The organism is Desulfovirgula thermocuniculi DSM 16036, from assembly GCF_000429345.1.
In the GTDB taxonomy this organism is placed as follows: domain Bacteria; phylum Bacillota; class Desulfotomaculia; order Desulfotomaculales; family Desulfovirgulaceae; genus Desulfovirgula; species Desulfovirgula thermocuniculi.
This window is the reverse complement of sequence record NZ_AUBR01000035.1, coordinates 12,968-36,361: the sequence shown is the minus strand read 5'-3', so window position 1 is coordinate 36,361 and position 23,394 is coordinate 12,968. Positions and strand designations below refer to the sequence as shown.

Sequence of the window (23,394 nt, the reverse complement as noted above, 5' to 3'; positions counted from 1 at the left end):
ATGACCCTGGGAGAAAGGGGAGCGTGGCACCCCCAAAGGCCAAGGTGATGATCCGGGTCATCCGGGGAATGCTGGCTAACCTGCGGTTGATCAGCCGCCGTCCCGCGACGGGATGCCCCCAATTTATTGGGGGGAGGATGTCACTTTGGGGAGATAAAATCCTGTCCCCTTGCGGTATAATTATGGGGGCGGGTTTTGCCGGAAATAGCCAGGCGCGCGACGCGCCGGGAGAGGGTGGGGTAAATCTTGCTTACCGAGCGGGAAAAGGAGATTGTGCGGGTGCTCCAGGAAGGGCTCCCGCTGACCAGCCGGCCTTTTCTGGTGCTGGCCCAAAAGCTGGGCATGAGCGAGGAGGAACTGCTGGCGGCGGTGCGCAATTTTCTGGAACGGGGCATCATCCGGCGCTTCGGCGCGGCGGTCCGCCACCAGGACCTGGGCTACGTGGCCAACGCCATGGTGGTCTGGGAGGTGCCCCCGGAGCGCCTCGAGGAGGTGGGCAGGATGATGGCCGCCTTTGACGAGGTTACCCACTGCTACCAGCGTTCCCCCTGCCCGCCCCGCTGGCCCTATAATCTCTTTACGGTCATCCACGGCCAGACAAAGGAAGACTGCTACCGCATAGCGAAAGCCCTCTCCCGCGCCACGGGCATCACCAGCTACCGCCTGCTTTTCAGCACGGCGGAGCTCAAGAAGAGCAGCATGAAGTATTTCGTTTAAGGGAGGCAGATGAGCTGCCCCACCTGCAGATTTAAGGGGTCCACGTGGGGGTTTAGAGCGAGGATTTTCTCCAGCGGCGCCCCCGTGGCCCGGGCAATGCCGTACAGCGTGTCCCCGGGGGCCACGACCCAGTAAACGCCGGAAGGGCAGGCTTCTTGGGGCAGGCAGATGAGCTGGCCTACCTGGAGGTTGTGCGGGTCAATGCCCGGGTTAAGGCGCACCAGCTCTTCCACCGTGGTCCCCAGGCGTAAGGCGATCAAGTAGAGGGTGTCTCCTACTTCCACCTTCCAGTACCTCTGTGAGGGGCAGGGAGGCTGGCCGGGCGGCAAAGAACTCACTCCTTCGAAAGGGCTATTTTTATCCTTACGTTATGCCACTTCTTAGCAGCATGGAAGGTTCTTCGGCAAGAGCCGATGTATTCTGCTCTTATAGATATGCTCCTGGAAAGAGATGGGTTCATCAAATACGGGCAAAGGAAGCGTGCCGCCCGGATAGAGTACCGGATCATACGCACATAAGGCCCATTAAATACCTGGATAAGACGCTGGTACTGAGTCCAAACGTGCTTAGGATCATACGTACATAAGGTCCATTAAAATACCAAGGGTAAATGAGGTGGGTACACTTTGCGTTTTACCGTCAGCGACGAGGTTTTTGAGATGCTGCCCGGCGTTTGCTTCGGGGTGGTGGTGGCCCGAGATGTCGATAACACCGTCCCCCGACCGGCCATCGTCGATTTCCTGCGGCAAATGGAGTCCGCGGTGCGGGAGAAATTCCAGGGCGTTTCGGTAAAGGAGCACCCGGCCATTGCCTGCTACCGGGAGGCGTTTAAGCGGCTGGGTATGAACCCCAACAAGTTTCCCAGCTCGGTGGAGGCCCTGGTTTCGCGCGTCGTCAAGGGGGGCCAACTGCCGGACATTAACGGCGTCGTCAACCTGGTCAACGCCCTTTCTCTAAAGTACCTCCTGCCCATGGGGGCGCACGACCTGGACAGCCAGGAGGGCGACCTGGAGGTGCGCTTTACCCGCACCGCGGAGCCCTTCGTGCCCTTTGGCGGCGCTCCGGAGATGGTGCCGCCCGGCGAGCTGGTCTACGCCGACCGGCGGGAAGTGCGCACCAGGCGCTGGATCTGGCGGCAGAGCGAGCGGGGCAAGGTCACCGCGGAGAGCAGAAACATCTTCATGCCCGTGGACGGCTTTGTGGACGCCAACCGGGAGGCCGTGTTGGCGGCCAGGGACGAGCTGGCCCTGCTCCTGGAGCGCTTTTTCCGCTGCCGCGTGGGCGTGTACTACCTGGATGCCGGCTGCCGCACGGTGGAAATTTCCTAGCCGCTCCGGCAAAGAAAAAAGCAAGCGGCCAAGTATGAACCGCTTGCTTTTTTATGTGTTGTACGCCCGGCGCGGGCGTTAGTTTCTCTGCGCCAGCGCGTGCAGGCGCCGCTGGACCAGGGCGGCCAGGGCCGCGGCTGCCGCCGCCTTTAAGAGGTCAAATCCTATGAAGGGCAGGAAGCCGACCTTGAGCACCTGCAGCGGGGGCATGGCCTTGCCCAGGTAAAAGTTAACGATGAGGTACATGTAGGGCAGGCCGATGAGGTAAATTACCGCCAGCCCCGCCAGCATGGCCAGGAAGTATCGCGCGGGGCCGGGAGACTTCTGGGGCGGCGCCAGTGCCCCCGTGACCCAGGCGGCGCAAATAAACCCCAGGAGGAAGCCAAAGGTGGGCTGCAGCACGTAGGCCGGCCCGCCGAAGGGCGGCTTGGCAAACACGGGCACACCGGCTAGGCCCATGAGCACGTAAATGAGCATGGAGAGCGCGCCCAGGCGGGGCCCCAGCATTCCCCCTGCCAGAAGGGCCACAAAGGGCAGGAGGCTAAACGGCACCAGGGCGGGGCTGCCGTAGCGCACCATGATGGCCGCCACCGCCGCCAGGGCGGCAAAGAGGGCGGCCAGGACCATGTCGCGGGGAGATAACCTCATGAATGATTCCTCCTTAGAAAGAAGTCTTAATGTTAACTATTTAAACTATGGATGGTTGACAAAATGCCTAAAAAGGTACCACTCAAATCAATCCCTGGTCGTGCAGGGGACGCAGGCTCACCTCCCCGCTGCAGATCTTTTGCCGCTGCCCGCCGGGCAGGCGCAGGATGAGGGAGCCGCTCTCATCCACGTCCTCCGCCCAGCCTTCGTAGCTTTCCCGGTGGGAGGTCACCAGGACTGCGCGCCCCAGGGTGACGCTGTACTCCTTCCAGCGGGAAAGCACCGGCGAAAAGCCCTCTTTTTGCCACCTGAGGTACCAGTATTCCAGGGCGGCAAGCATTTCCTGCAGGAGCCTCACCCGCGAGGCGCGCCGTCCGGTGACGGCCAGCACCGAGGTGGCCGTTTCCGCAAGATCCGGGGGGAACTCCCCGGGGGCGATGTTGACGTTCACGCCTATGCCCACGATGAGGTGGTTTACCTTTTCCACCTCCGCGTCGAGCTCGGTTAAGATGCCGCACAGCTTTCTGCCGCCGGCCAGGAGGTCGTTGGGCCACTTGATGCCCGGCTTCAGCCCGGCGGCCCGCTGCAAGGCCTCGGCCACGGCCACCGCCGCCAGCATGGTCAGGGGCGGGGCGTCCAGGGGGGAAAGGGAGGGGCGGAGGATGAGCGAGCACCAGATGCCTTTGGCGTAAGGGGAAAACCAGCCGCGCCCCAGGCGCCCCCGCCCGCCGGTCTGCTCCTCGGCCACCACCAGGGTGCCCTCGGGGACGCCCCGGGCGGCCAGCTCCCGCGCCAGGCGGTTGGTGGAGTCCAGGCGCTCGCAATAGTGGACGTGCCTTCCCATAAAGGAGGTCTTCAGCCCCCAGCCGATTTCCGCCGGGTAGAGCCGGTCGGGCACGCCGATCAGGCGGTAGCCGGCGTTGGTCACCGCTTCAATCTCGTAGCCCATGGAACGCAGGGACTGGATGTGCTTCCACACCGCCGTGCGGCTGACTCCCAGGCGCTGGCAGATGGCCTCCCCCGAGACGTACTCCGGCTGGCCCTGCTTGAGCAACTCCAGAATCTTATCCCTCAAGAAGGTAAAGCCTCCTGCGTTTATTACCGTGCCGGCCGAAATTTCAGCTAAATTTTATCCCACGCGGGCTTCCTTTGTCAACTTCGGTGGTTCTTGGGGTAAACAAGGGGTGCAAAATATCAAAATAGCAGGGAACAGGGCGAAAAAGGTAGAAGAAGAAATTTGGAAAACGCACCGACAGCCGGGAGAGGGGAGGGCGGCAGATTTTGCGCAGGGTACCGGTGGACATGCTCCGCCCGGGCATGAAGGTGGGGAAGGCCCTCTACAGTTCGCGGGGCGAGCTATTGCTCAACGCCGGGGTCATCCTCACGGCCAGGAACATCGAGCGCCTGAGGCGGCTGAAGGTGCCCGCCCTGTACATCGACGACGGCTTTTTGCCGGACGTGGTGGTCGAGGACGTCATTGCCGAGGAGACCCGCGTGCAGGCCATGGTGCAGGTGCGGGAGTTGCTGGAAGAGCAGTGGGAGGCGAAAGGCCCCTCCTGCTTTAGGGCGGGAAAGGCCATCCTCAGGGTTAAAAGGCTCACGGAGACGGTGGAAAGCATTATCGACCAGCTCCTGGCCAACCGCGCCCTGATGGTGAACCTTGCGGACGTCCGCGCCATCGACGATTATACCTTCGGCCACTGCGTGAACGTCTGCGTGCTTTCCCTGATGACCGGCATCACCCTGGGTTACGGGAGGGAAGGGCTCCTGCGGTTGGGCCTGGGGGCCATCCTGCACGACCTGGGGAAGGTGGACATCCCCCGGGAGATCCTCCACAAGCCCGGCAGGCTTACCGCGGAGGAATTTGCCGTCGTCAAGCGCCACCCCGAGGAGGGCTACAGGAGGATCCTGCGCCTGCCCGGCGTGAGCGCCCCTTCGGCCCAGGTGGTTTACCAGCACCACGAGCGCTATGACGGGACCGGCTACCCCCGCGGCCTGCAGGGGCAGGAAGTGCACGAGTTTGCCTACATATGCGGCGTGGCCGATGTTTTCGACGCCCTCACCGCCGACCGCGTGTACCGGCGGGCCTGCCCGGTGCACGAGGCCTACGAGATGGTGGCCGGCTCCGGCGACTCCCTCTTTGCTTTCCACGTGGTCAGGGCCTTCCTGGAAAACATCGCCGCCTACCCGGTGGGCACCTGGGTGCGCCTCTCCTCCGGGGAGACTGGGGTGGTGGTGGAAAACCGCCGCGGCTTCTCCCTCTACCCCCGCGTGAGGGTGTTTTTCGACCCGGAAGGGAACCCCGTGGGCCCCTACGAGGTCTGCCTCTGGGAGGCAGGGGACGTGGTCGTTGCCGGGGTGACCGACGAGGGGAGCGTGCGGGCCGGGCTGGGGTATAGCCAACTGCCCTGATTCAGGGTTGCTTTGCGGTGAGCCCTTTTAAGGTGCTCATGGTGTCCTGGACCTGGGCAATGAGCACGTTGTCCAGGAGGTCCAGGATTTGAAAGACCTCCGGGTACTTCACCCAGTAGTTTACCCGCAGGCCCTCCTTGCGGGAGTCCACGATGTCCATTTTCTTCAAAATGGCCAGGTGCTGGGAAATATTAGACTGCTCCATATCCAGCTCTTCGATGATCTCGCAGACGCAGCGCTCCCCCTGCCGCAGGCACTCCAGGATGCTCACCCGCGTGGGGTGGGCGAGCGCCTTGAGGATGTCCGCCTTGAGGCGGGGAATGTGCTTGTTCACGGCGGCTTCACCTCCCTTCCGGGCGGGGGAGACAGACCTCCAGTTCGGCGCCTCCCTGCGGCGAGTTTCTCGCCTCCACGCTGCCGCCGTGGCCCTCGGCAACGGCCCGCACTATGGCCAGCCCCAGGCCGGTGGAGCCCCGGGGCCCCTTGTAGAAGCGCTCGAAGATGCGGGGAATTTCCTGGGGCAAGAATCCCTCGCCGTCGTCGCGGCACACCAGGCTGACGGCCCCGGGGTGTACCCCGACCTCAAACTGCACCCGGCTCTTAGCGTAGCGGAGGGCGTTTTCCGCCAGGTTCATCACCAGGCGCAGGAGCTTTTCCCTGTCCCCCCGCACCGGTACCCGGGGCGGGGCGTGCACCTCCAGGGATACCCCCCGTTCCCTGGCCAGGGGCTGCAGGGTCTCGGCGGCCTGCCTGACCAGGGCGGCCAGGTCGAGATCTTCGAAGTGAAAGGCTTCCCCGGGCGTTTCCATGCGCGAAAGGTAGATGATCTCCTCCACCAGCTTTTTGAGACGCTGGCACTCGCCGGCGATAACCTCCAGGCCGGCGGCGGCCTCCTCCCCCTTGAAGACTCCGTCCCTGATTCCCTCCGCGTAGCCCTGGATGTTCATGAGGGGGGCCTTCAGCTCGTGGGAGGCGTTTTGCAGGAAGAGCCTCTGGGCCCGGTCGTACTCCGCCAGCCGCTGCACCATGAGGTTGAAGTCCCGCCAGAGGTCCTCTATTTCATCGCCGGTGTGCACTTCCTGGGGGTCGTCGAACTCCCGCCGCGCCACGCGGTGGATTCTTTCCCGCAGCAGCACGAGGGGCCGGGCAATGTGCCGGGCCAGGAGCCAGGCGGCCAGGAGGGCCAGGGGCACCGTCCAGGCCAGGCTCTCGAAGAGCACCAGGAGGAAGTCCCGGCGCACGGCCTGCAGGGCTATCTGCCGGGAAAACATGATGACCTTGCCCCCGGGGAAGATGGGGGCGGTAGCCAGCACAAACTCGTGCTCCAGGAAGGTTTTGCGCGCTTTTGCCCGCGGGGGGCGCGCCTCGCGGGGGCTTTCCCCTTCCGGGAGGATTGAGCCCGGGGGGAAGCGCTCTTCCAGGTTGGTGGCCACCACGCGACCCCCGGCGTCCAGCACCACGTAATAGCTCCGGAAGAAGCGCTCGGCGGGCCGCGTGGCCAGCCAGCGGAAGAGCACGGGCTCGATGGCTTCCCGCTCCAGGGGGAGGCCGGAAAGGACCTGGGCAAGGGACTGGGCGTCCTGGCGCAGGGCGGCCCTGGCCTGGACCACGAGGTAATTCTTGGCCACCACGTAAAAGGAGAGCCCCAGGGCGGCGCTTATAAGGAAGGTGAAAATGAGGTAGCCAGCGGCAATTTTGAGGGCCAGGCCGCGCATTTTCCGCACGGAATTCTTCCCCCCGCCTCAGGTCTTAAGCCGGTAGCCGTACCCCCACACGGTGGCAATTTCCACCCTGGCTCCTTTGGCGCGGAGCTTCTTGCGCACCCTCTTCACCAGGTCGTCCACGGCGCGGATGTCGCCCGCATAATCGTAGCCCCAGATCCTGTCCAGCAGCTGGTCGCGGCTGAAGGCGGCCCGGGGATTGGCGGCCAGCGCCAGCAGGAGCTCAAACTCCTTGGGGGTGAGCTCCAGCTCTTTGCCGTCCACCAGGGCCTGGCGGCGGGAAGGGATGAGGCACAGGTTGTTGAGGTGCAGTTCCTGGGGGGACGGTCTGGGTGCCCGGCGCAGGATGGCCTTTACCCTGGCCACCAGCTCCCGCGGGGAAAAGGGCTTGGACAGGTAGTCGTCGCCTCCCAGCTCGAGGCCCAGCACCCGGTCGATCTCGTCTCCCCGGGCGGATATAAAAACCACCGGTACCGGCGAGCTGGCGCGCAGGCGTCGGCAGAAAGTGAGGCCGTCCTCCCCCGGGAGCATGATGTCCAGCACAAAGAGGTCCGGGTAGCCCTCTTTAAGCCTTGCCTCCATTTCCTCCAGGGAGGCAAAGGCCTCCACCTCAAATCCTTCCCGCGCCAGGTATTCCCGCACCAGCCTGCGCGTGTGACTGTCGTCTTCCACGAGGAAGATGGTGGGCAAGGCAGCCGACCTCCGCCGGGAGAATTACGGCACAATTATAGGATAAATGTTTGCCGCCCGCCCGGTCAACAAAGCGGCGCGCGGGAAGAGGCGTAATTGCGCTGCTTTGGGGCCTCTGGTAGAATTAGTTTCGTAAGGGGGTGGGTGGCGTGATCCTGGTTTTCGACGTGGGGAATACAAACATCGTCCTGGGGGTATATAAAGAACGGGAGCTCCTGGTGCACTGGCGGCTCTCCACCAACCCCCACCGCACGGCCGACGAGTACGGTATGCTCCTGCGGGACCTTTTCCTGCACGCGGGGATCTCCTTTGGCGAGATCAAGGCGCTGGTCATCTCTTCGGTGGTGCCGCCCCTCATGCTGGCCCTGGAGGAGCTGGCCGAAAAGTATTTCCGCGTCAAGCCCCTGGTGGTGGGGCCGGGCATCAAGACGGGGCTGGCCATAAAGGTGGAAAACCCCCGGGAGGTAGGCGCCGACCGCATTGTCAACGCCGTGGCGGGGTACGAGCTTTACGGCGGCCCGCTGATCATCGTTGATTTCGGCACGGCCACCACCTTTGACGCCATCTCCGCCAAGGGGGAGTACCTGGGCGGCGCCATTGCCCCGGGCATCGGCATTTCCACGGAGGCCCTTTTCAACCGTACGGCCAAGCTGCCCCGCGTGGAGCTGGTGCGGCCTCCTTCGGTCATCGGCAAGAACACCGTACAGAGCATGCAGGCGGGCATTGTCTTCGGCTTTGTCGGCCAGGTGGACGAGATCGTGCGGCGCATGAAGGCGGAGTTGGGGGGGAGGCCCACCGTGCTGGCCACGGGCGGCCTGGCCGACCTCATTGCCCGGGAGTCGAAGACCATCGACCACGTGGATCCCCTGCTGACTTTGAAGGGCCTGCGCATTATTTACGAGCGCAACCTCCTGGCGGAGCGAACTTGAGGTGGCTTGCGGGCGGTCTACCGCCCGATAAGTTTTTTGCGGGGACCTTTTTGCCGGCAGGGTTTTTCCGGCCTGTTTGCGGAGGTGGTGCGGGTGAGGTTCTCTCTGGTGATAGGCGGCGTGCGCGTGCCCAACCCGGTAGTTGCCGCGCCCATGGCCGGGGTGAGCGACAAGGCCTTCCGCCTCCTGGCCCGGGAGGCCGGCTGCGGCCTGGCCTTTACGGAGATGATCAGCGACAAGGCCCTGCTTTACGGCAGCCCGCGCACCCTGGCCATGCTGGACCGGCAGGGTGAGGAGGGGCTGCTGGCGGTGCAGCTCTTCGGCTCCGACCCGAAAACCTTAGCCGAGGCGGCGGTGCTGGCGCAAAGCAGAGGGGCCGATATCATCGACATCAACATGGGCTGCCCGGCGCCGCAAATCGTCGCTACCGGCGCCGGTGCGGCGTTAATGAAAAACCCGGAGCTGGCCGCGGCGATAGTGGCCCGGGTGGCCGGCAGCGTGCGCGTGCCGGTGACGGTGAAGATGCGTAAAGGGTGGGACGCCGGGAGTGCCAACGCCGCAGAGCTGGCGCGGCTGGTGGAGGCAGCCGGGGCGGCGGCGGTAACCATACACGGGCGCACGCGGGACCAGTTCTACGGCGGCACGGCAGACTGGGACATCATCCGGCGGGTCAAGGAGGCCGTGTCAATTCCGGTAATCGGCAACGGGGACGTTAGAAGCCCTCAGGACGCCAGGAGGATGATGGAAGAAACGGGCTGCGACGGGGTGATGATCGGGCGGGCTTCCCTGGGCAACCCCTGGATCTTTTCCCGCACCCTGCACTACCTGGCCACCGGGGAAATCCTCCCCGCCCCCACCTGGGAAGAACGCATTATGACCGCCTTACGCCACTTTAAGCTCTTGCTGGAGCTGAAAGGAGAAAGGCTGGGGCTGCTGGAGATGAGAAAGCACGCCGCCTGGTACTTAAAAGGGGCGCCCTCTGCCGCCCGCTGGCGGGAAAGAGTGCACCGCGCCGCCACCGCAGAGGAGCTAAAGCAGATCCTCCTGGAAGCCCTGGCGTGCTGCTGAAGAAAAGTTTTCGTTTTTCGGGTATTTTAACAAACCCGGAAAAGGAAAACAAAACGGCGGCGGTCGTCCCTTAAGGAGCGACATTGCGGAGGGCCGGGTACGAAACACGGCGCTGCCGAGGTCGGCGAACCGGCAGCGCGAATCGCGTTGGAAACAGTATCGGTGCCAATCCATAGGTGAAAAAGCTTTCGACGCATATGCAGCGCTGCCGGGTTCGCTCCAAGGCAAGCCGATGTTTCGTCCGGTCCGTAGCGCGGAGCGACGGGGACGACCGCCGCCCCTGCGGTACTTATGCGAAGGATCTTTTTCCAGGGAGATGTTGCTTTCCCCCCCCGGCGCCGGGTAAAATTGTATGTACACAGTTTTGTGCACAAGGCCGGGGGTCCCCAAAGATGGATTTCGTGCGCATAGGAGACAAGGTCGTCGACCGGCGCCGCATCGAACGCCTGGTGGCGGAAATGCTGCATCTGCGGGCGCAGGGGCTTTCGCAGGCCGAGGTGGCCCTTCGCCTGGGGGTGGACCGCACCCTGGTCAGCCGCATTGAATCCCTGGGGGAGGTTCGCAAGGGCCGCACCATAGCCGTGGTGGGCTTTCCGGTGCAGAACAAGGAAGAACTGCGGCGCGCCCTGGAGGAAGAAGGGGTGGACTTCATTTTCCTGCTCACCGAGGAGGAAAGGTGGGAGTTCGTGCGGGAAAAAAGCGGCCTGGAGCTGCTGAACACCGTCATGGAATTAATTGCCCGCGCCCGCGGCTTTGACCACGTGCTGGTCATCGGCTCCAACGAGCGCATCAGGATTGCCGAGGCGGTGCTGGGCAGGCCGGTGATCGGATACGAGATCGGCCGCTCCCCCATTAAGGAAGATAAGTACGTGGACCCTGCGGCCATCACCCGCATCGTGCGCGCCATCAAGCTTTAGGAGGTTTGCGCCGTGGACAAATTTGCCTTTATCATTCACCCCCTGGACGTGCAGGACGTGGCCAGGAAGTTCGGGTTTGCCCGCCGCCTCCCCGCGCGGGTCATTGAGGGGGCGCTGCGCTACCTGCCGCCCATGAAGGTCTCGCACATCACGGGCGTGAGGACGCCTTACGGCGAGGTGGAAGGCTACTTTGTGGGGTGTCCCCTTACCGCCCGGCAGATGCTGGAGCTGCCCCAGGGGTTCGTCCTCAAGCGCATCATCCAGGCGGGAAAGGTGGCCGAAAAGCTGGGGGCGCGGATTGTGGGCCTGGGCGCCTTTACCTCCGTGGTGGGGGATGCGGGCATTACCGTGGCCGAAAACCTCAACATTGCCGTGACCACGGGCAACAGCTACACCGTAGCCACGGCCATCGAGGGGACAAAGGAAGCGGCCCGGCTCATGGGCATCGACCTGCGCTGCGCCCACATTGTAGTGCTGGGGGCCACCGGCTCCATCGGCAAGGTCTGCGCGCGGATCCTGGCCCGGGAGGCCACCAGGATGACCCTGGTGGCCAGGGACACGGCCAGGCTGGAGGGCCTGGCGGCCAAGATTCTCTACGAGAGCGGGCTGGCGGTGACCGTGACGTCCGACGTGAAGAAGGCCCTGCGCGCGGCGCAGGTGGTCATCGCCGTGACCAGCGCCGTGGATACGCTCATCGGCCCCGGGGACCTCATGCCCGGGGCGGTGGTCTGCGATGTTTCCCGCCCCCGCAACGTGAGCCGCCAGGTGGCCGAAATGCGCGACGACGTCCTGGTCATTGAAGGCGGGGTGGTGGAGGTTCCCGGGGAGGTGAACTTTAACTTTAACTTCGGCTTCCCGCCCCGCACGGCCTACGCCTGCATGGCCGAAACCATGATCCTGGCCCTGGAAAAAAGGTTCGAGAATTTTTCGCTGGGCCGCGACATAAGTCTGGAGCAGGTGGAGGAGATCAGCGCCCTGGCCAAAAAGCACGGCTTTAAGCTAGCCGGCCTGCGCAGCTTCGAGAGGGCCATCAGCAGGGAGGAAATCGAGGCCATCAGGGCGAGGGCCGAGGCGCGCTTGACAGGAGGGAAAAAGGTCTTTATAATGAGTTGAAAGGTTAATTTGCACCGGGGTTTGCGGGCACTGCAGTGTATAACTGCAGTGCTTTAAGTGTCGTTAGGGATTTTATGCATGGGAAATTGATGGCAGGGGGGCGCAAGTCTTTATGAAGAAAAAGGAAGTGTTCTTAACCCCGGAAGGATATAAAAAGCTGGAGAGAGAGCTGGAGGAGCTGAAGACCGTGCGCCGGCGGGAAATTGCCGAGCGCATTAAGCAGGCCCTGGAGTTTGGCGATATTTCCGAAAACTCCGAGTACGATGAGGCCAAAAGGGAGCAGGCCTTTGTGGAAGGGCGCATCCTGACCATTGAAAAGATGCTCCGCCATGCCCGCCTCATCGAGGGTGGACACGGTACGGAAGAAGTAACCCTGGGCTCCACCGTGCTCCTAAAAGACCTGGAATTCGGCGACGAGGTGGAGTATACTATTGTTGGCTCCGAGGAGGCCGATCCCGGGGCTTATAAAATTTCCAACGAGTCCCCGGTGGGGAAGGCCCTCATGGGGCGCCGCAAGGGGGACGTGGTGGAGGTTTCCGCCCCCATCGGGCTGGTGAGGTACCAGATCCTCAACATTCGCTAACCATCTTCGGGAGGTCGGGCATGAGGTTGGAAGAGGAACTGCACGAGCTGCTGCGCGTGCGCCGGGAAAAGCTGGAGGAGCTGAAAGCGAAAGGCGTCGAGCCGTACGGCGGGCGCTACCCCCGCACCCACCTCGCTGCCGAGATCAAGGAAAACTACGCGGCTTTAGAAGGCGCGGAAGTGAAGGTGGCCGGGCGGTTGATGGCGCGGCGCGCGCACGGCAAGGCCAGCTTCGGCAACGTCATGGACGGTTCGGGGCAGATCCAAATCTACCTGCGCCTGGGAGACGTGGACCCGGCTACCTACAGCCTCTTCCTGGAGGACCTGGACCTGGGAGACATCATTGGCGTCGGCGGCACGGTGTTTAAAACCCGCACGGGGGAAATCACCGTGGCCGTGCGGGAGCTCCGGCTGCTGGCCAAGTGCTTACGCCCCCTGCCGGAAAAGTGGCACGGGTTAAAGGACGTGGACCTGCGCTACCGCCAGCGGTACCTGGACCTCATTGTCAACCCCGCAGTCAGGGAGACCTTTATCACCCGCAGCCGGATCATCCGCGCCATCAGGGAGTTCCTGGAGGAGAGGGGCTTTTTAGAGGTAGAGACGCCCATGATGCAGGCCGTGCCCGGCGGTGCGGCGGCCAGGCCCTTCATCACCCACCACAACGCCCTGGATATGGACTTGTACCTGCGCATTGCCCCCGAGCTTTACTTAAAGCGCCTCCTGGTGGGCGGCTTTGAAAAGGTCTTTGAGATCAACCGCAACTTCCGCAACGAGGGCATATCCACCAAGCACAACCCCGAATTTACCATGCTGGAGCTTTACCAGGCCTACGCCGACTACCGCGACATGATGGACCTCACGGAAGAGCTGATCTCTACGGTGGCCGGGCGGGTCCTGGGAACCACCACCGTCACCTACCAGGGCGTGACCCTTGAGCTCTCACCCCCCTGGAGGAGGCAGACCATGCTGGAGGCGGTGCGGGAGCACACGGGCCTCGACTTTAACGCCTTCCGGGGCGACGACGCCCTCGCGCGGCGGGCGGCCCGCGAGGTGGGGGTGGAGGTGGAGGAAGGGGACACCTGGGGGGCGGTCCTGAACAAGGTTTTCGAGGAGAAGGTGGAGGAGAAGCTCATCCAGCCCGTTTTCATCCTCGATTACCCCGTGGAGGTATCGCCGCTGGCCAAGAGGAAAAAGGACGATCCCGCCCTCACCTACCGCTTCGAGCTTTTCATCTGCGCGCGGGAGATAGCCAACGCCTTTTCGGAACTCAACGACCCCATCGACCAGAGAAACCGCTTCCTGGCCCAGCAAAAGAGGCGCCAGGCCGGGGACGAGGAGGCCCACATGATGGACGAGGACTTTTTGATCGCCCTGGAGTACGGGATGCCCCCGGCGGGGGGCCTGGGCATCGGCATCGACCGCCTGGTGATGCTTTTAACCGACGCCCCCTCCATCCGCGACGTGATCCTCTTCCCGCTCATGCGCCCGCGCGAACTGGCTTGACTCCCGGGCGGCAATGTAATATAATATGCGGTGGTGCGGGAACGTTCCCCGATAGCTCAACGGCAGAGCATCCGGCTGTTAACCGGAGGGTTGCAGGTTCGAATCCTGCTCGGGGAGCCAGCTAAAAGAGCCGCCTTTCAGCTACGGCTGAGAGGTGGCTTTTCGTTTTGGCGCCGTTTTCCCTGCGGCGCCGAGAAATTTTATGCAAGCGAAAGCTTTTGCGGGCTAAATTACATGAAAGCCCGCCGGAGAGGCAAAATATGCTTGTGGGGAAAAATCCTGGCCCTTGCATTTTTTGGCTTGAAAAGGGAAAAATAAAGGTAAAAGAAAGTCAAAGTCAAGGGACCAGAGGGAGGGGACATGAGGAGCATTGCCGACATCATCGAGCGCTACCTAAAGGAACTCCTCGCGGGCAGCGCGGCGGGCGCCATTGAGGTGCGCCGCAGCGAGCTGGCCGAGCGGTTTGACTGCGCTCCCTCCCAGATTAACTACGTGCTGGCCACCCGCTTTACGCCCGCACACGGCTTCCTGGTGGAGAGCCGGCGGGGTGGCGGGGGCTACATCAGGATCATCAAGCTGCCCCTGGAGGGGAGCAGGAACCCCATAAGCCAGCTCCTGGAGCTGGTGGGCAGCGAGATATCCCAGGAACGCTCCGTGGGCCTCCTGGAGCGGTTAAGAGAGGAAAGGCTGATCAGCGAGCGGGAGTTCCGCATCATGCGCGCGGCGGTGGACAGGGAGGTTTTGCGCCTGGGCCTGCCGGCCCGGGACAGGCTGCGGGCCCTGATCCTGCGGGCCATGCTGCAAAGCCTCCTGGCCGGTAGCTAAAAGGGGAGGTGGAGGTATTATGGAATGCGAGCGCTGCCACCAGAGGCCGGCAACGGTGCACGTCACCCAGATTGTGAACGGCGATAAGCGCACCATGCGGCTCTGCGAGGAGTGCGCCCGGGAAATCCAGGTGGGGACGATGGGCTTTTTCCCGCAAATCGACTTTCACAATTTCCTTTCCGGCCTCCTGCACGAATTCGGCTTCCCCACCGGGCCCGCGGTGGTGACCGCCGGCGCGCGCTGCGGCGCCTGCGGCCTCACCGAAGAGCGCTTTGCCCGCCAGGGCCTCCTGGGCTGCGGGGAGTGCTACCGCTACTTCGGGCCGCGCCTGGAGCCCGTCTTGCGGCGCATTCACGGCAATACCCGCCACATGGGGAAGGTGCCCGAGCGCACGGGCGGCAAGATGCGCCTTAAAAACCGCCTCGAGAGGCTGAAGGCCGAGCTCCAGGCAGCCGTCAGCCGCGAGGAGTTCGAGCGGGCCGCCGAGCTGCGGGACAGGATCAGGGAACTGGAAAAGCAGCTGCAGGAGGGATAAAGATGCCCATCAAGGACATAGTGAGCAACCCCCACAGCCCCTGGATGGACGGCACGGGTCCCGAGGCGGACATCGTCATCAGCAGCCGGGTACGGGTGGCCCGCAACCTGGCCGGCCTGCCCTTCCCCCACATGCTCAACCAGATAAGGGCCGAAGAGGTCATCCGCGCCGTGCAGGCGGCCATAAACGGCAGGGAGTTCCGGCAGAAAGTGGGCCACATGGAGCTGATCCGCATGAAGGACCTGACGCCGGTGGAGAGGCAGGTGCTGGTGGAAAAGCACCTCATCAGCCCCGATCTCCTGGAGAGCTACGAGCATAAGGCGGTGGCCATCTCCGCCGACGAGGTCTTGAGCGTCATGATCAACGAAGAGGACCACCTGCGGCTGCAGTGCCTCCTGCCCGGCTTCCAGCTCCAGCGGGCCTGGGAGCTGGTCAGCCGCTTAGACGACGGCCTGGAGGCCACCCTGGACTACGCCTTTGACGAAAAACTGGGCTACCTCACGGCCTGCCCCACCAACGTGGGCACGGGCCTGCGGGCCTCGGTCATGCTGCACCTGCCCGGGCTGGTCCTGGTGGACCAGGTGAAGTCCGTGCTGGGCACCATCACCAAGTTCGGCCTCACCGTGCGCGGCCTCTACGGCGAGGGCACGGAGGCCAAGGGAAACCTCTTCCAGGTGTCCAACCAGATTACCCTGGGCCAGACGGAAGAGGACATCATGGCCAACCTCGTTTCGGTGACCCGCCAGCTCCTGGCCCAGGAGAGGGCGGCCCGCGAGGCCCTCTACCGGGAGCGCAAGGACCAGCTGGAGGACCGGGTGGGGAGGGCCTACGGCCTCTTGAAGCACGCCCGCATGATGACCTCCGAGGAGGCCATACGGCTGCTTTCCGACCTGCGGCTGGGCATCGACCTGGGCATCATCAAGAACATACCTGCGCCGCTGGTCATCGAGCTGATGGTCCTCACCCGCCCCGCCTTCCTGGTAAAGGTGGTGGGGAAGGAGTTGAGCCCCGTGGAAAGGGACGTCTACCGTGCCCAGTTGATTCGCAAGAAGCTTTCGGCTGCCCAGCAAACCTGAAAGAGTTAATTTTCCGAGGAGGTGTGAGTGTAAAATGTTCGGACGCTTTACGCAGAGGGCGCAAAAAGTGCTGTTTTTGGCCCAGGAAGAGGCCAGGAGGCTTAACTACCCCTACGTGGGTACGGAGCACCTGCTTTTAGGCCTCATCCGGGAAGGGGAGGGCGTGGCGGCCAAAGCGCTGGCCAGCCTGGGCATTGACGCGGAAAAGGTGCGCGCGGCGGTGGAGCAAATGGTGGAAAAGGTGAGCGGCCCCGCGCCGCAGGAGGTAACCCTCACTCCCCGGGCCAAGCGCGTCTTAGAGCTGGCCCTGGACGAGGCCCGGCGCATGGGCCACAACTACGTGGGCACGGAGCACCTGCTTTTAGGCCTCATCCGGGAAGGGGAGGGCGTGGCGGCGCGGGCCCTGGTTTCTCTGGGGGCTGATCTAGCCCGCGTGCGCAGCGCGGTCATGCAGCTCCTGGGAGGCGCGCCGGCTTCCGGCCCCGCCCAGCCCGGTGCGGCCCGGCCCCAGGCCAGCACCCCCACCCTGGACCAGTTCGGCAGGGACCTCACGGCCCTGGCAAGGGAGGACAAGCTGGACCCGGTGGTGGGCCGGGAGAAGGAGATCGAGCGCGTGGTGCAAATCTTGAGCCGGCGCACCAAAAACAACCCCGTGCTCATCGGTGAGCCGGGCGTGGGCAAGACGGCCATCGTGGAGGGCCTGGCCCAGAGGATTGTGGCCGGGAACGTTCCCGAGGTGCTTTTGAACAAGCGGGTGGTAGCCCTGGACCTGGCGGCCATGGTGGCCGGCACCAAGTACCGGGGCGAGTTTGAGGACCGCATCAAGAGGGTCATTGACGAGATCGTCAAGGCCGGCAACATCATCGTCTTCATCGACGAACTGCACACCATCATCGGGGCCGGCGCCGCCGAAGGGGCCATCGACGCGGCCAACATCTTAAAGCCCGCCCTGGCCCGCGGTGAGCTGCAGTGCATCGGCGCCACCACCCTGGACGAGTACCGCAAGCACATCGAAAAGGACCCGGCCCTGGAGCGGCGCTTCCAGCCCATCATGGTCGAGGAGCCCACGGTGGAGGAAACCATAGCCATTTTAAGGGGCCTGCGGGACAAGTACGAGGCACACCACCGCGTGCGCATCCTCGACGAGGCCCTAGAGGCGGCGGCCCGCCTTTCCGACCGCTACATTACCGACCGCTTCCTGCCCGACAAGGCCATCGACCTGGTGGACGAGGCCAGCTCCCGGGTGCGCCTGCGGGCCTTCACCCTCCCGCCCGGCTTAAAGGAGCTGGAGAAGCGCATCGAGGAGATCCAGAAAGAAAAAGAGGCCGCCGTCAACAACCAGGAGTTTGAAAAGGCGGCCCAGCTGCGGGACCAGGAGCAGCAGCTCAGGCAGGAGCTGGAGTCCCGCCGCCAGGAGTGGCAGGCCAAGAGGGGCAAGGAGGAGCTGGTGGTTACCGCGGAGGACATTGCCCAGATCGTCAGCAGCTGGACGGGCATCCCCGTGCAGAAGCTGGCCGAAGAGGAAACCGAGCGCCTGCTGCGCCTGGAGGAAGTGCTGCACCAGCGGGTGGTGGGCCAGGACGAGGCGGTGCGGGCGGTGGCCCGGGCCATCCGGCGGGCGCGGGCCGGGCTGAAGGATCCCAAGCGGCCCATCGGTTCCTTCATCTTCCTCGGCCCCACGGGCGTGGGCAAGACCGAGCTGGCCAGGGCCTTGGCGGAGGCCCTCTTCGGCGACGAGGACGCCCTGGTGCGCCTGGACATGAGCGAGTACATGGAGCGGTTTGCCGTTTCCCGCCTGGTCGGTGCACCCCCGGGTTACGTGGGCTACGAGGAGGGCGGCCAGCTCACCGAGGCCGTGCGCCGGCGGCCCTACACGGTGGTCCTGCTGGACGAAATTGAAAAGGCCCACCCGGACGTGTTCAACATCCTCCTGCAGGTCCTGGAGGACGGCCGCCTCACGGATGCCAAGGGGCGCACCGTGGACTTCCGCAACACGGTGATCATCATGACCTCCAACGTGGGCGTGCACAGGCTGCGCAAGGAGGGGACCCTCGGCTTCCGCACCCAGGAGGACCAGCAGGCCAGCTACGAGAAGATGAAGGAGCGGGTGACGGAGGAATTAAAGCGCACCTTCCGCCCGGAGTTTTTAAACCGCATAGACGAGATTATCGTCTTCCACTCCCTGACCCAGGAGCATATCAAGGAAATCGTCAACCTCATGCTCAAGAAGGTGGCCGAGCGCATGAAGGAGCACGAGGTGGAGGTGGAGTTCACCGAGGCGGCCAAGGAAATCCTGGCCAGGGAGGGCTTCGACGAGACCTTCGGGGCGCGGCCCCTGCGGCGGGCCATCCAGCGCCTGGTGGAGGACCGCCTCTCCGAAGAGCTCCTCAAGGGCACCTTCAAGAAGGGCGACCGTGTGATTGTGGACGCCCGGGACGGCGAGATAGTGGTGCGGCGCGCCGGGGAGCAGTAGGCACCATGGCAGGCACCCGGGGGCAGGGGGGCTTTCCCCAGCCCCCGGTTTTTTTGTGCCCGCACGGGTGCACAGAACACCCGGGGATTTTGCGCCCGGGGCTGCCCGGGGAGCCTTGGAGCACCGCGCAATGTATGCAAAAAGAGGAAATGGCGGCCGGGCGTGGAAAAGAATCAAGGTAGTTTGATAAACGCAAAAAGGGTTTTATAATATCGTAAAAGGGAACCCCGCCGTTTGGCGAAGTGCAGGGGAGAGGGCGAGATGACGGAAAACGAGCTGCGGCAACTGCTCCGGGACGTGAAAGACGGGCGCCTCGCCGTCGAGGACGCTTTGGACAGGCTGAGGACCCTGCCTTATGAAGACCTCGGGTTTGCTAAGATAGACCACCACCGGGCCCTGCGCAAGGGCTTTCCCGAAGTGGTGTTCTGTGAAGGCAAGACCACCTCCCAGGTGGTGGAGATCATGAAAAGGCTCTGTGCCGGCAACCGCACCATCCTGGCTACCCGGGCCAGCCCCGGGGTCTATGAGGCGGTGCGGCGTATCTTCCCCGATGCCGTGTACTCCGAGCTGGGGCGCACCATTGTCGTCTACCGGGGGGAGCGGCCGCCCCAGAGGGGCAACGTGCTGGTGATGAGCGCGGGGACCGCCGACATCCCGGTGGCCGAGGAAGCGGCGGTTACCGCGGAAGTAATGGGCAACTGCGTGCGCAGGTGTTACGACGTGGGGGTGGCGGGGCTCCACCGCCTGCTGGACAAGCTGGACCTCATCAGGTGGGCGCACGTAATCATCGTCGTGGCGGGGATGGAGGGGGCCCTGGCCAGCGTGGTGGCGGGCCTGGCGGAACAGCCCGTTATTGCCGTGCCCACCAGCGTCGGTTACGGGGCCAATTTCAAGGGGCTCTCTGCGCTCCTCACCATGCTGAACAGCTGCGCTTCCGGCATCGGTGTGGTGAACATCGACAACGGCTTTGGGGCCGCCGCCCTGGCCAGCGCCATCACGCGCATGATTGCGGGTGCGGGAGGTTGCTGGGGGGAGCAAACAAGCAAGGTAGGGGGGCAACCTGTTTATGCCGACGGCAAAAACGAGGCCTAGGGAAGCAAGAAAGCAGGAAGCCAATACCATCCAATCGGTGGAAAGGGCCATTAAAATTCTCGAGCATCTCTGCCGCGGGCCCGCTTCCCTTTCCGAGCTGAGCCGGGAGCTGGGGCTGCACAAGAGCACCGCCTTTGGCCTGCTGCAGACCCTGGCCAAACACAGCTACGTGCACCAGGAGGTGAAGACGGGCCGCTACCGGCTTGGCTATAGGGTCCTGGCCTTAAGCGGGGCGTTTCTCGAGCACTGCGACCTGCGCGAGGTGGCCGCCCCCTACCTGGAGCAGCTGGTAAACGAGCACGGGGAGACGGTGCACCTGGTGGTTATGGACGACGGCCAGGTGGTTTACGTGGATAAGATCGACAGCCCGCAGTCAATCCGCATGGTCTCCCGCATTGGGAGGCGCCTGCCGGCGCACTGTACGGGCGTGGGGAAGGCCATCCTGGCCTACCTGCCGGAGGAAAAGGTCAGGGCCATTGTCGAGAAGCGGGGATTGCCCAGGTTCACCGCCAATACCATCACCACCTGGGAGGGGCTGGTTGCGGAGCTGGCCCGCATACGCGAGGAGGGGGTGGCCTACGACAGGGAGGAAATCGAAGAGGGCCTGCGCTGTGTGGCGGTGCCCATCATCGGCTACGGCGGGCAGCCCGTGGGGGCCATTAGCGTTTCCGGGCCGGTCTGGCGGATGACGGAGGAAAAGATGTCCCTCATTGCCCGCTCGCTCAAGAAAGTGGCCCGCGACATCTCCAGGCAAATGGGAGCCGAGGTATGGTTTGGTGGCCAGCAGGTTGATTAATTTTTTGAGGGGTGAGGAAGTTGTCCTTTCCGGGGCAAGTGCAGGATGGCAATTTGGGGATCGGGCCGGAGGAGCGGTGGCGTCGTCTCCGGGCCGTGCAGGACCACCTGGTGGCGAGGGAGATCGACCTTTTGCTGGTGGTGGGAAGGGAAAATTTAATTTACTTTACGGGAACCACGCAAATTGAGTGTGCGGCGCTGCTCATTCCGGCGCGGGAGGAGCCGTGTTTGGTGGCCTTGTGGCTGGATGCCCCGTACTTAAGGGAATTAACCGGCCTGGCGGTAGAGGGCTATGTGTTCCCCGGGGAAAACCTCGGCAGGCGGGTGGCCCGCGTCATTAAGCGCCTCGGGTACGGGAGGCCGGTAATCGGCTTTGAGAAGTATTTCGTCGAGTTCAGCGTTTTTGAGGCCCTGCGGGAGGAGTTCCCGGAGGCGAGGTTTGTCGGCGCGGGCGACATCCTCTATCGCGTGCGGGCGGTAAAGAGCGCAGAGGAGATCGCGTGCATCCGCCAGGCCTGCCGGCTGGTGGTGGCCGGGGTGGAAGCCGCCGTAAGGTTCATAAGGCCCGGTGTGAGCGAGCTGGAGGTGGTGGCCGAGGCAGAATACGCGATGCTGCGCCGCGGCTCCGGCGGCTCCCCCTTCCGACCGCAGGTGGTGGCCGGGGAGCGGGCCTTGCTCACCCACCCATGTGCCACCAACCGTCCTATAAAGGAGGGTGAGATAGTGGTCGTGCACCTTGGCGCCACCTGGAACGGCTACTGCGCCAAGATGTGCCGTACCGTGGCGGTGGGTAGGGTGCCGGAGGCGCAGGTGGCTTGCTTTGAGCTCATCAAAAAGGCGCAGGAGGCGGCCATCAATGTTTTGCGGCCCGGCGTTAAGGCTGCGGAGGTAGACAGGGCGGCGCGCGAGATTATTGCCGCGGCAGGGTACGAGAAACATTACCTTACCTACGTGGGTTACGGTGTGGGGCTGAGGCAGAGTGAATTTTACCCCATTATCGGCAAGGACAGCCCTGATGAAATCTCGGCCGGTATGGTAGTGGACCTTTTGCTGCCCACCGTTTACCTGCCTGGCTTTGGAGGACCGCGGCTTACGGATTGCTTGCTGGTTACGGAAACGGGGGCGGAGCTTCTCACCCCTTACCCTAGGGAATTGATTCAGGTGATGTGAGGCGGGGAAAAATTTTTTGCGGGGCGGGGAGGAATTTTAAAAGGGATGCCGAATGAATTTTATAAAATCGCACCATGTTTGATAATATCGCACACGGGGGTGAGCTATGCGCTTAACTGCCGCGGATAGTTACATTGTCCCCCCCGACGATCTCCGCCACGCCATTTTCCGGGGCATGGAGCACCGGTTGTTCCGGGCGGAGGTGGTGGCCACCCGGGCGGCGGTGGTGGCCGGCCTGGCCGAAGCGGTGCAGGAGGCATCCTCCCTGGGCCTGGAAGTACGGGACCCGGTGCGGGAGGGCGAAAAAGTCGGCGCCGGACAGGCGCTGTTTGCCCTTGTGGGGCCGGCCCTGGCCCTAGCGGTGGCCGAGGACAGGGTGCTGGGCTGGGTCGGCAAGGCTTCCGGTGTGGCTACGGCCGCGCGCCTGTTCCGCGAGTCTTTGCCTGTGCGCCTGCGGGTGGTGTGCGGGGGGTGGAAAAAACTGCCCCTGCCCTGGCGCCCGGGCCTCCGCCGGGCGGCAGAGGTGGGGGGTGTGGCCACGCGCATCCTCGACGTCCCCTTCATCTACCTGGACAAGAACTACATCCGCATGTTCGGGGGGCTTTCCGGCGCCCTGCGGGCGGTGGCCGCTTTGCCCGGCGAGAAAGTCATCCAGCTGCGCGGCGAGTGGGGCGAAATTACCGGCGAGGCGGAGGAAGCGGTGAGTAACGGGGCTGCCGTTTTAATGGTCGATACGGGCCGTGTGGAGGACGTGGCGCGGGTGGCGAGTCGCCTGCGGGAGCTGGGGCGGCGGCAGCAGGTGCGCCTGGCCTTTTCCGGGGGGATCACCGCCGGGGACCTGCCGGTAATTGCAGAGCTGGATGTGGACATCATCGACGTGGGCCGCGCGGTCCTGGATGCGCCGCTGGTGGACTTGCGCTTTGAGGTTCGCGGGCCGGCATAATGTTTTTTGGTTCATTATGAGAATGCCGTTTTACAATATCGAACATCCGGAGGGGCTAAAGCCATGTCGCAAGTCGAATTGTGGGCCGAGCGCTTGCTGAAGGCGGAGGAGAGCAGGGTGCCCATCGAGCCCCTGACGGCGGCCTGGCCGGAAATAGACATTCCCACGGCATACCAGATCCAGTTGAAGGTCGTGGAGCAGAAACGCGCCCGGGGCCGGAAGATCGTGGGCATGAAGATCGGCCTGACCAGCAAGGCCATGCAGCAGATGCTGGGGGTTTACGAGCCGGACTACGGCCACATCCTGGACTCTATGGTGCTGCTGGAGGGCGAGCCGGTGCGCCTCTCGCGGCTGATCCAGCCCAGGGTAGAGGCGGAAATTGCTTTTGTGCTGCGGGAGCGGCTTTCAGGCCCCGGTGTTACCGTGGCCGATGTGTTGAGGGCCACGGAGGGAGTGATGCCCGCCCTGGAGATTATCGACAGCCGCATTAAGGACTGGAAGATAAAAATACAGGACACCATTGCCGACAATGCCTCCGCGGCTGCCGTAGTTCTGGGAGGAGCGCTGAAGCCCCTGGAAGGGCTGGACCTGCGCCTGGTGGGGATGGTGCTGGAGAAAGACGGGGAGGTCTTTGCCACCGCAGCGGGGGCGGCGGTGCTGGGGCACCCGGCGGCGGCGGTGGCCTGGCTGGCAAACGCCGTGGCCCGCTACGGCCTGAGCTTAGAGCCGGGCATGGTGGTCCTTTCCGGTTCCCTCACCCAGGCCGTGGCCGCCGGCCCCGGTGCGGTGATCCGCGCCACTTTTGACCGCCTGGGTGCCGTGAGCGCGAAATTTGTCGACGCTTAGTTTGAGGGGGA

At 63.8% G+C, this 23,394-nt stretch carries 24 protein-coding genes and 1 tRNA gene; 19 read left to right on the top strand and 6 right to left on the bottom strand.

Going from position 1 to position 23,394, the window contains the following annotated elements:
- Positions 1-246 precede the first annotated feature (246 nt).
- Positions 247-717: a siroheme decarboxylase subunit beta gene (gene ahbB, locus G454_RS0109180; RefSeq protein WP_027718397.1), complete on the top strand. Its 471-nt coding sequence runs from the start codon at positions 247-249 to the stop codon at positions 715-717.
- Here the strand turns inward: ahbB and G454_RS0109175 are convergent.
- Positions 714-1,001, bottom strand: coding sequence for a LysM peptidoglycan-binding domain-containing protein (locus tag G454_RS0109175; protein ID WP_245574360.1), 288 nt, complete (start codon positions 999-1,001; stop codon positions 714-716). The genes ahbB and G454_RS0109175 overlap by 4 nt on opposite strands.
- Before the next feature lie 342 nt (positions 1,002-1,343).
- Between G454_RS0109175 and G454_RS0109170 the strand changes: the two genes are divergently transcribed.
- Positions 1,344-2,045: a B3/B4 domain-containing protein gene (locus tag G454_RS0109170; protein ID WP_027718395.1), complete on the top strand. Its 702-nt coding sequence runs from the start codon at positions 1,344-1,346 to the stop codon at positions 2,043-2,045.
- Positions 2,046-2,123: 78 nt separating this feature from the next.
- Here G454_RS0109170 and G454_RS0109165 read toward each other — a convergent pair whose 3' ends face one another.
- Positions 2,124-2,693 carry a biotin transporter BioY gene (locus G454_RS0109165; protein ID WP_027718394.1) on the bottom strand — a complete coding sequence of 190 codons (570 nt, stop codon included), beginning with the start codon at positions 2,691-2,693 and terminating at the stop codon, positions 2,124-2,126.
- 82 nt (positions 2,694-2,775) lie between these two features.
- Complete coding sequence (locus G454_RS0109160; RefSeq protein ID WP_027718393.1) at positions 2,776-3,768, bottom strand: biotin--[acetyl-CoA-carboxylase] ligase; 993 nt, start codon at positions 3,766-3,768, stop codon at positions 2,776-2,778.
- Between the two features lie 206 nt (positions 3,769-3,974).
- Between G454_RS0109160 and G454_RS0109155 the strand changes: the two genes are divergently transcribed.
- Positions 3,975-5,105, top strand: a complete 1,131-nt coding sequence (locus G454_RS0109155; RefSeq protein WP_027718392.1) for an HD-GYP domain-containing protein — start codon at positions 3,975-3,977, stop codon at positions 5,103-5,105.
- A gap of 1 nt (position 5,106) precedes the next feature.
- On the opposite strand, the gene G454_RS0109150 is transcribed toward G454_RS0109155, so the two are convergent.
- Genes G454_RS0109150 through G454_RS0109140 form a run of 3 tightly spaced genes read right to left on the bottom strand, consistent with a single transcriptional unit; the run spans position 5,107 to position 7,516 of the window.
- Positions 5,107-5,439, bottom strand: a complete 333-nt coding sequence (locus G454_RS0109150) for an ArsR/SmtB family transcription factor (RefSeq protein ID WP_027718391.1) — start codon at positions 5,437-5,439, stop codon at positions 5,107-5,109.
- Positions 5,440-5,446: 7 nt separating this feature from the next.
- Positions 5,447-6,820, bottom strand: coding sequence for a sensor histidine kinase (locus tag G454_RS20385; protein ID WP_245574362.1), 1,374 nt, complete (start codon positions 6,818-6,820; stop codon positions 5,447-5,449).
- Positions 6,821-6,847: 27 nt separating this feature from the next.
- The gene (locus tag G454_RS0109140) at positions 6,848-7,516 is read right to left on the bottom strand and encodes a response regulator transcription factor (protein ID WP_027718389.1); all 669 of its coding nucleotides are present in this window, start codon (positions 7,514-7,516) and stop codon (positions 6,848-6,850) included.
- 149 nt (positions 7,517-7,665) lie between these two features.
- Here G454_RS0109140 and G454_RS0109135 point away from each other — a divergent pair, with 149 nt between their 5' ends.
- From G454_RS0109135 to G454_RS0109050, 16 genes are all read left to right on the top strand, one after another.
- A complete protein-coding gene (locus tag G454_RS0109135) occupies positions 7,666-8,445 on the top strand; it encodes a type III pantothenate kinase (protein WP_027718388.1) in 780 nt (259 codons plus the stop codon).
- 105 nt (positions 8,446-8,550) lie between these two features.
- A complete protein-coding gene (gene dusB, locus G454_RS0109130; protein WP_027718387.1) occupies positions 8,551-9,513 on the top strand; it encodes a tRNA dihydrouridine synthase DusB in 963 nt (320 codons plus the stop codon).
- Positions 9,514-9,905: 392 nt separating this feature from the next.
- Positions 9,906-10,430: a helix-turn-helix domain-containing protein gene (locus G454_RS0109120; RefSeq protein WP_027718386.1), complete on the top strand. Its 525-nt coding sequence runs from the start codon at positions 9,906-9,908 to the stop codon at positions 10,428-10,430.
- 12 nt (positions 10,431-10,442) lie between these two features.
- Positions 10,443-11,543 carry an NmrA family NAD(P)-binding protein gene (locus G454_RS0109115; RefSeq protein ID WP_027718385.1) on the top strand — a complete coding sequence of 367 codons (1,101 nt, stop codon included), beginning with the start codon at positions 10,443-10,445 and terminating at the stop codon, positions 11,541-11,543.
- 112 nt (positions 11,544-11,655) lie between these two features.
- The gene (greA, locus tag G454_RS0109110) at positions 11,656-12,126 is read left to right on the top strand and encodes a transcription elongation factor GreA (protein ID WP_027718384.1); all 471 of its coding nucleotides are present in this window, start codon (positions 11,656-11,658) and stop codon (positions 12,124-12,126) included.
- A 20-nt stretch (positions 12,127-12,146) separates the two neighbouring features.
- Complete coding sequence (gene lysS, locus G454_RS0109105; RefSeq protein ID WP_035107528.1) at positions 12,147-13,628, top strand: lysine--tRNA ligase; 1,482 nt, start codon at positions 12,147-12,149, stop codon at positions 13,626-13,628.
- A gap of 45 nt (positions 13,629-13,673) precedes the next feature.
- A tRNA-Asn gene (locus G454_RS0109100) sits at positions 13,674-13,748 on the top strand.
- Positions 13,749-13,988: 240 nt separating this feature from the next.
- The gene (locus G454_RS0109090; RefSeq protein WP_027718381.1) at positions 13,989-14,453 is read left to right on the top strand and encodes a CtsR family transcriptional regulator; all 465 of its coding nucleotides are present in this window, start codon (positions 13,989-13,991) and stop codon (positions 14,451-14,453) included.
- Between the two features lie 19 nt (positions 14,454-14,472).
- Entirely contained in the window at positions 14,473-14,988 is a 516-nt protein-coding gene (locus tag G454_RS0109085; RefSeq protein WP_027718380.1) for a UvrB/UvrC motif-containing protein, read from the top strand.
- A 2-nt stretch (positions 14,989-14,990) separates the two neighbouring features.
- Entirely contained in the window at positions 14,991-16,064 is a 1,074-nt protein-coding gene (locus G454_RS0109080; RefSeq protein ID WP_027718379.1) for a protein arginine kinase, read from the top strand.
- A gap of 34 nt (positions 16,065-16,098) precedes the next feature.
- Positions 16,099-18,537, top strand: coding sequence for an ATP-dependent Clp protease ATP-binding subunit (locus tag G454_RS0109075; RefSeq protein WP_027718378.1), 2,439 nt, complete (start codon positions 16,099-16,101; stop codon positions 18,535-18,537).
- A 261-nt stretch (positions 18,538-18,798) separates the two neighbouring features.
- Positions 18,799-19,629, top strand: a complete 831-nt coding sequence (larB, locus tag G454_RS18460; protein WP_084413394.1) for a nickel pincer cofactor biosynthesis protein LarB — start codon at positions 18,799-18,801, stop codon at positions 19,627-19,629.
- Complete coding sequence (locus G454_RS0109065) at positions 19,604-20,425, top strand: IclR family transcriptional regulator (RefSeq protein ID WP_027718377.1); 822 nt, start codon at positions 19,604-19,606, stop codon at positions 20,423-20,425. Before larB ends, G454_RS0109065 begins: the two co-directional genes overlap by 26 nt.
- A gap of 38 nt (positions 20,426-20,463) precedes the next feature.
- Positions 20,464-21,594, top strand: coding sequence for a M24 family metallopeptidase (locus G454_RS0109060; RefSeq protein WP_156896718.1), 1,131 nt, complete (start codon positions 20,464-20,466; stop codon positions 21,592-21,594).
- Positions 21,595-21,700: 106 nt separating this feature from the next.
- Positions 21,701-22,537 carry a beta/alpha barrel domain-containing protein gene (locus G454_RS0109055; RefSeq protein WP_035107526.1) on the top strand — a complete coding sequence of 279 codons (837 nt, stop codon included), beginning with the start codon at positions 21,701-21,703 and terminating at the stop codon, positions 22,535-22,537.
- A 63-nt stretch (positions 22,538-22,600) separates the two neighbouring features.
- On the top strand, positions 22,601-23,383 hold the full coding sequence (locus G454_RS0109050) for a 2-keto-4-pentenoate hydratase (RefSeq protein WP_027718374.1): 783 nt from the start codon (positions 22,601-22,603) through the stop codon (positions 23,381-23,383).
- Positions 23,384-23,394 lie beyond the last annotated feature (11 nt).

Coding starts and splice junctions, on each gene's coding strand:
- G454_RS0109165 (WP_027718394.1), bottom strand. CDS start 2,693: ATGAGGTTATCTCCCCGCGACATGGTCCTGGCCGCCCTCTTTGCCGCC.
- G454_RS20385 (WP_245574362.1), bottom strand. CDS start 6,820: ATGCGCGGCCTGGCCCTCAAAATTGCCGCTGGCTACCTCATTTTCACC.
- G454_RS0109120 (WP_027718386.1), top strand. CDS start 9,906: ATGGATTTCGTGCGCATAGGAGACAAGGTCGTCGACCGGCGCCGCATC.
- greA (WP_027718384.1), top strand. CDS start 11,656: ATGAAGAAAAAGGAAGTGTTCTTAACCCCGGAAGGATATAAAAAGCTG.
- lysS (WP_035107528.1), top strand. CDS start 12,147: ATGAGGTTGGAAGAGGAACTGCACGAGCTGCTGCGCGTGCGCCGGGAA.
- G454_RS0109090 (WP_027718381.1), top strand. CDS start 13,989: ATGAGGAGCATTGCCGACATCATCGAGCGCTACCTAAAGGAACTCCTC.
- G454_RS0109085 (WP_027718380.1), top strand. CDS start 14,473: ATGGAATGCGAGCGCTGCCACCAGAGGCCGGCAACGGTGCACGTCACC.
- G454_RS0109080 (WP_027718379.1), top strand. CDS start 14,991: ATGCCCATCAAGGACATAGTGAGCAACCCCCACAGCCCCTGGATGGAC.
- G454_RS0109075 (WP_027718378.1), top strand. CDS start 16,099: ATGTTCGGACGCTTTACGCAGAGGGCGCAAAAAGTGCTGTTTTTGGCC.
- larB (WP_084413394.1), top strand. CDS start 18,799: ATGACGGAAAACGAGCTGCGGCAACTGCTCCGGGACGTGAAAGACGGG.
- G454_RS0109065 (WP_027718377.1), top strand. CDS start 19,604: ATGCCGACGGCAAAAACGAGGCCTAGGGAAGCAAGAAAGCAGGAAGCC.
- G454_RS0109055 (WP_035107526.1), top strand. CDS start 21,701: ATGCGCTTAACTGCCGCGGATAGTTACATTGTCCCCCCCGACGATCTC.
- G454_RS0109050 (WP_027718374.1), top strand. CDS start 22,601: ATGTCGCAAGTCGAATTGTGGGCCGAGCGCTTGCTGAAGGCGGAGGAG.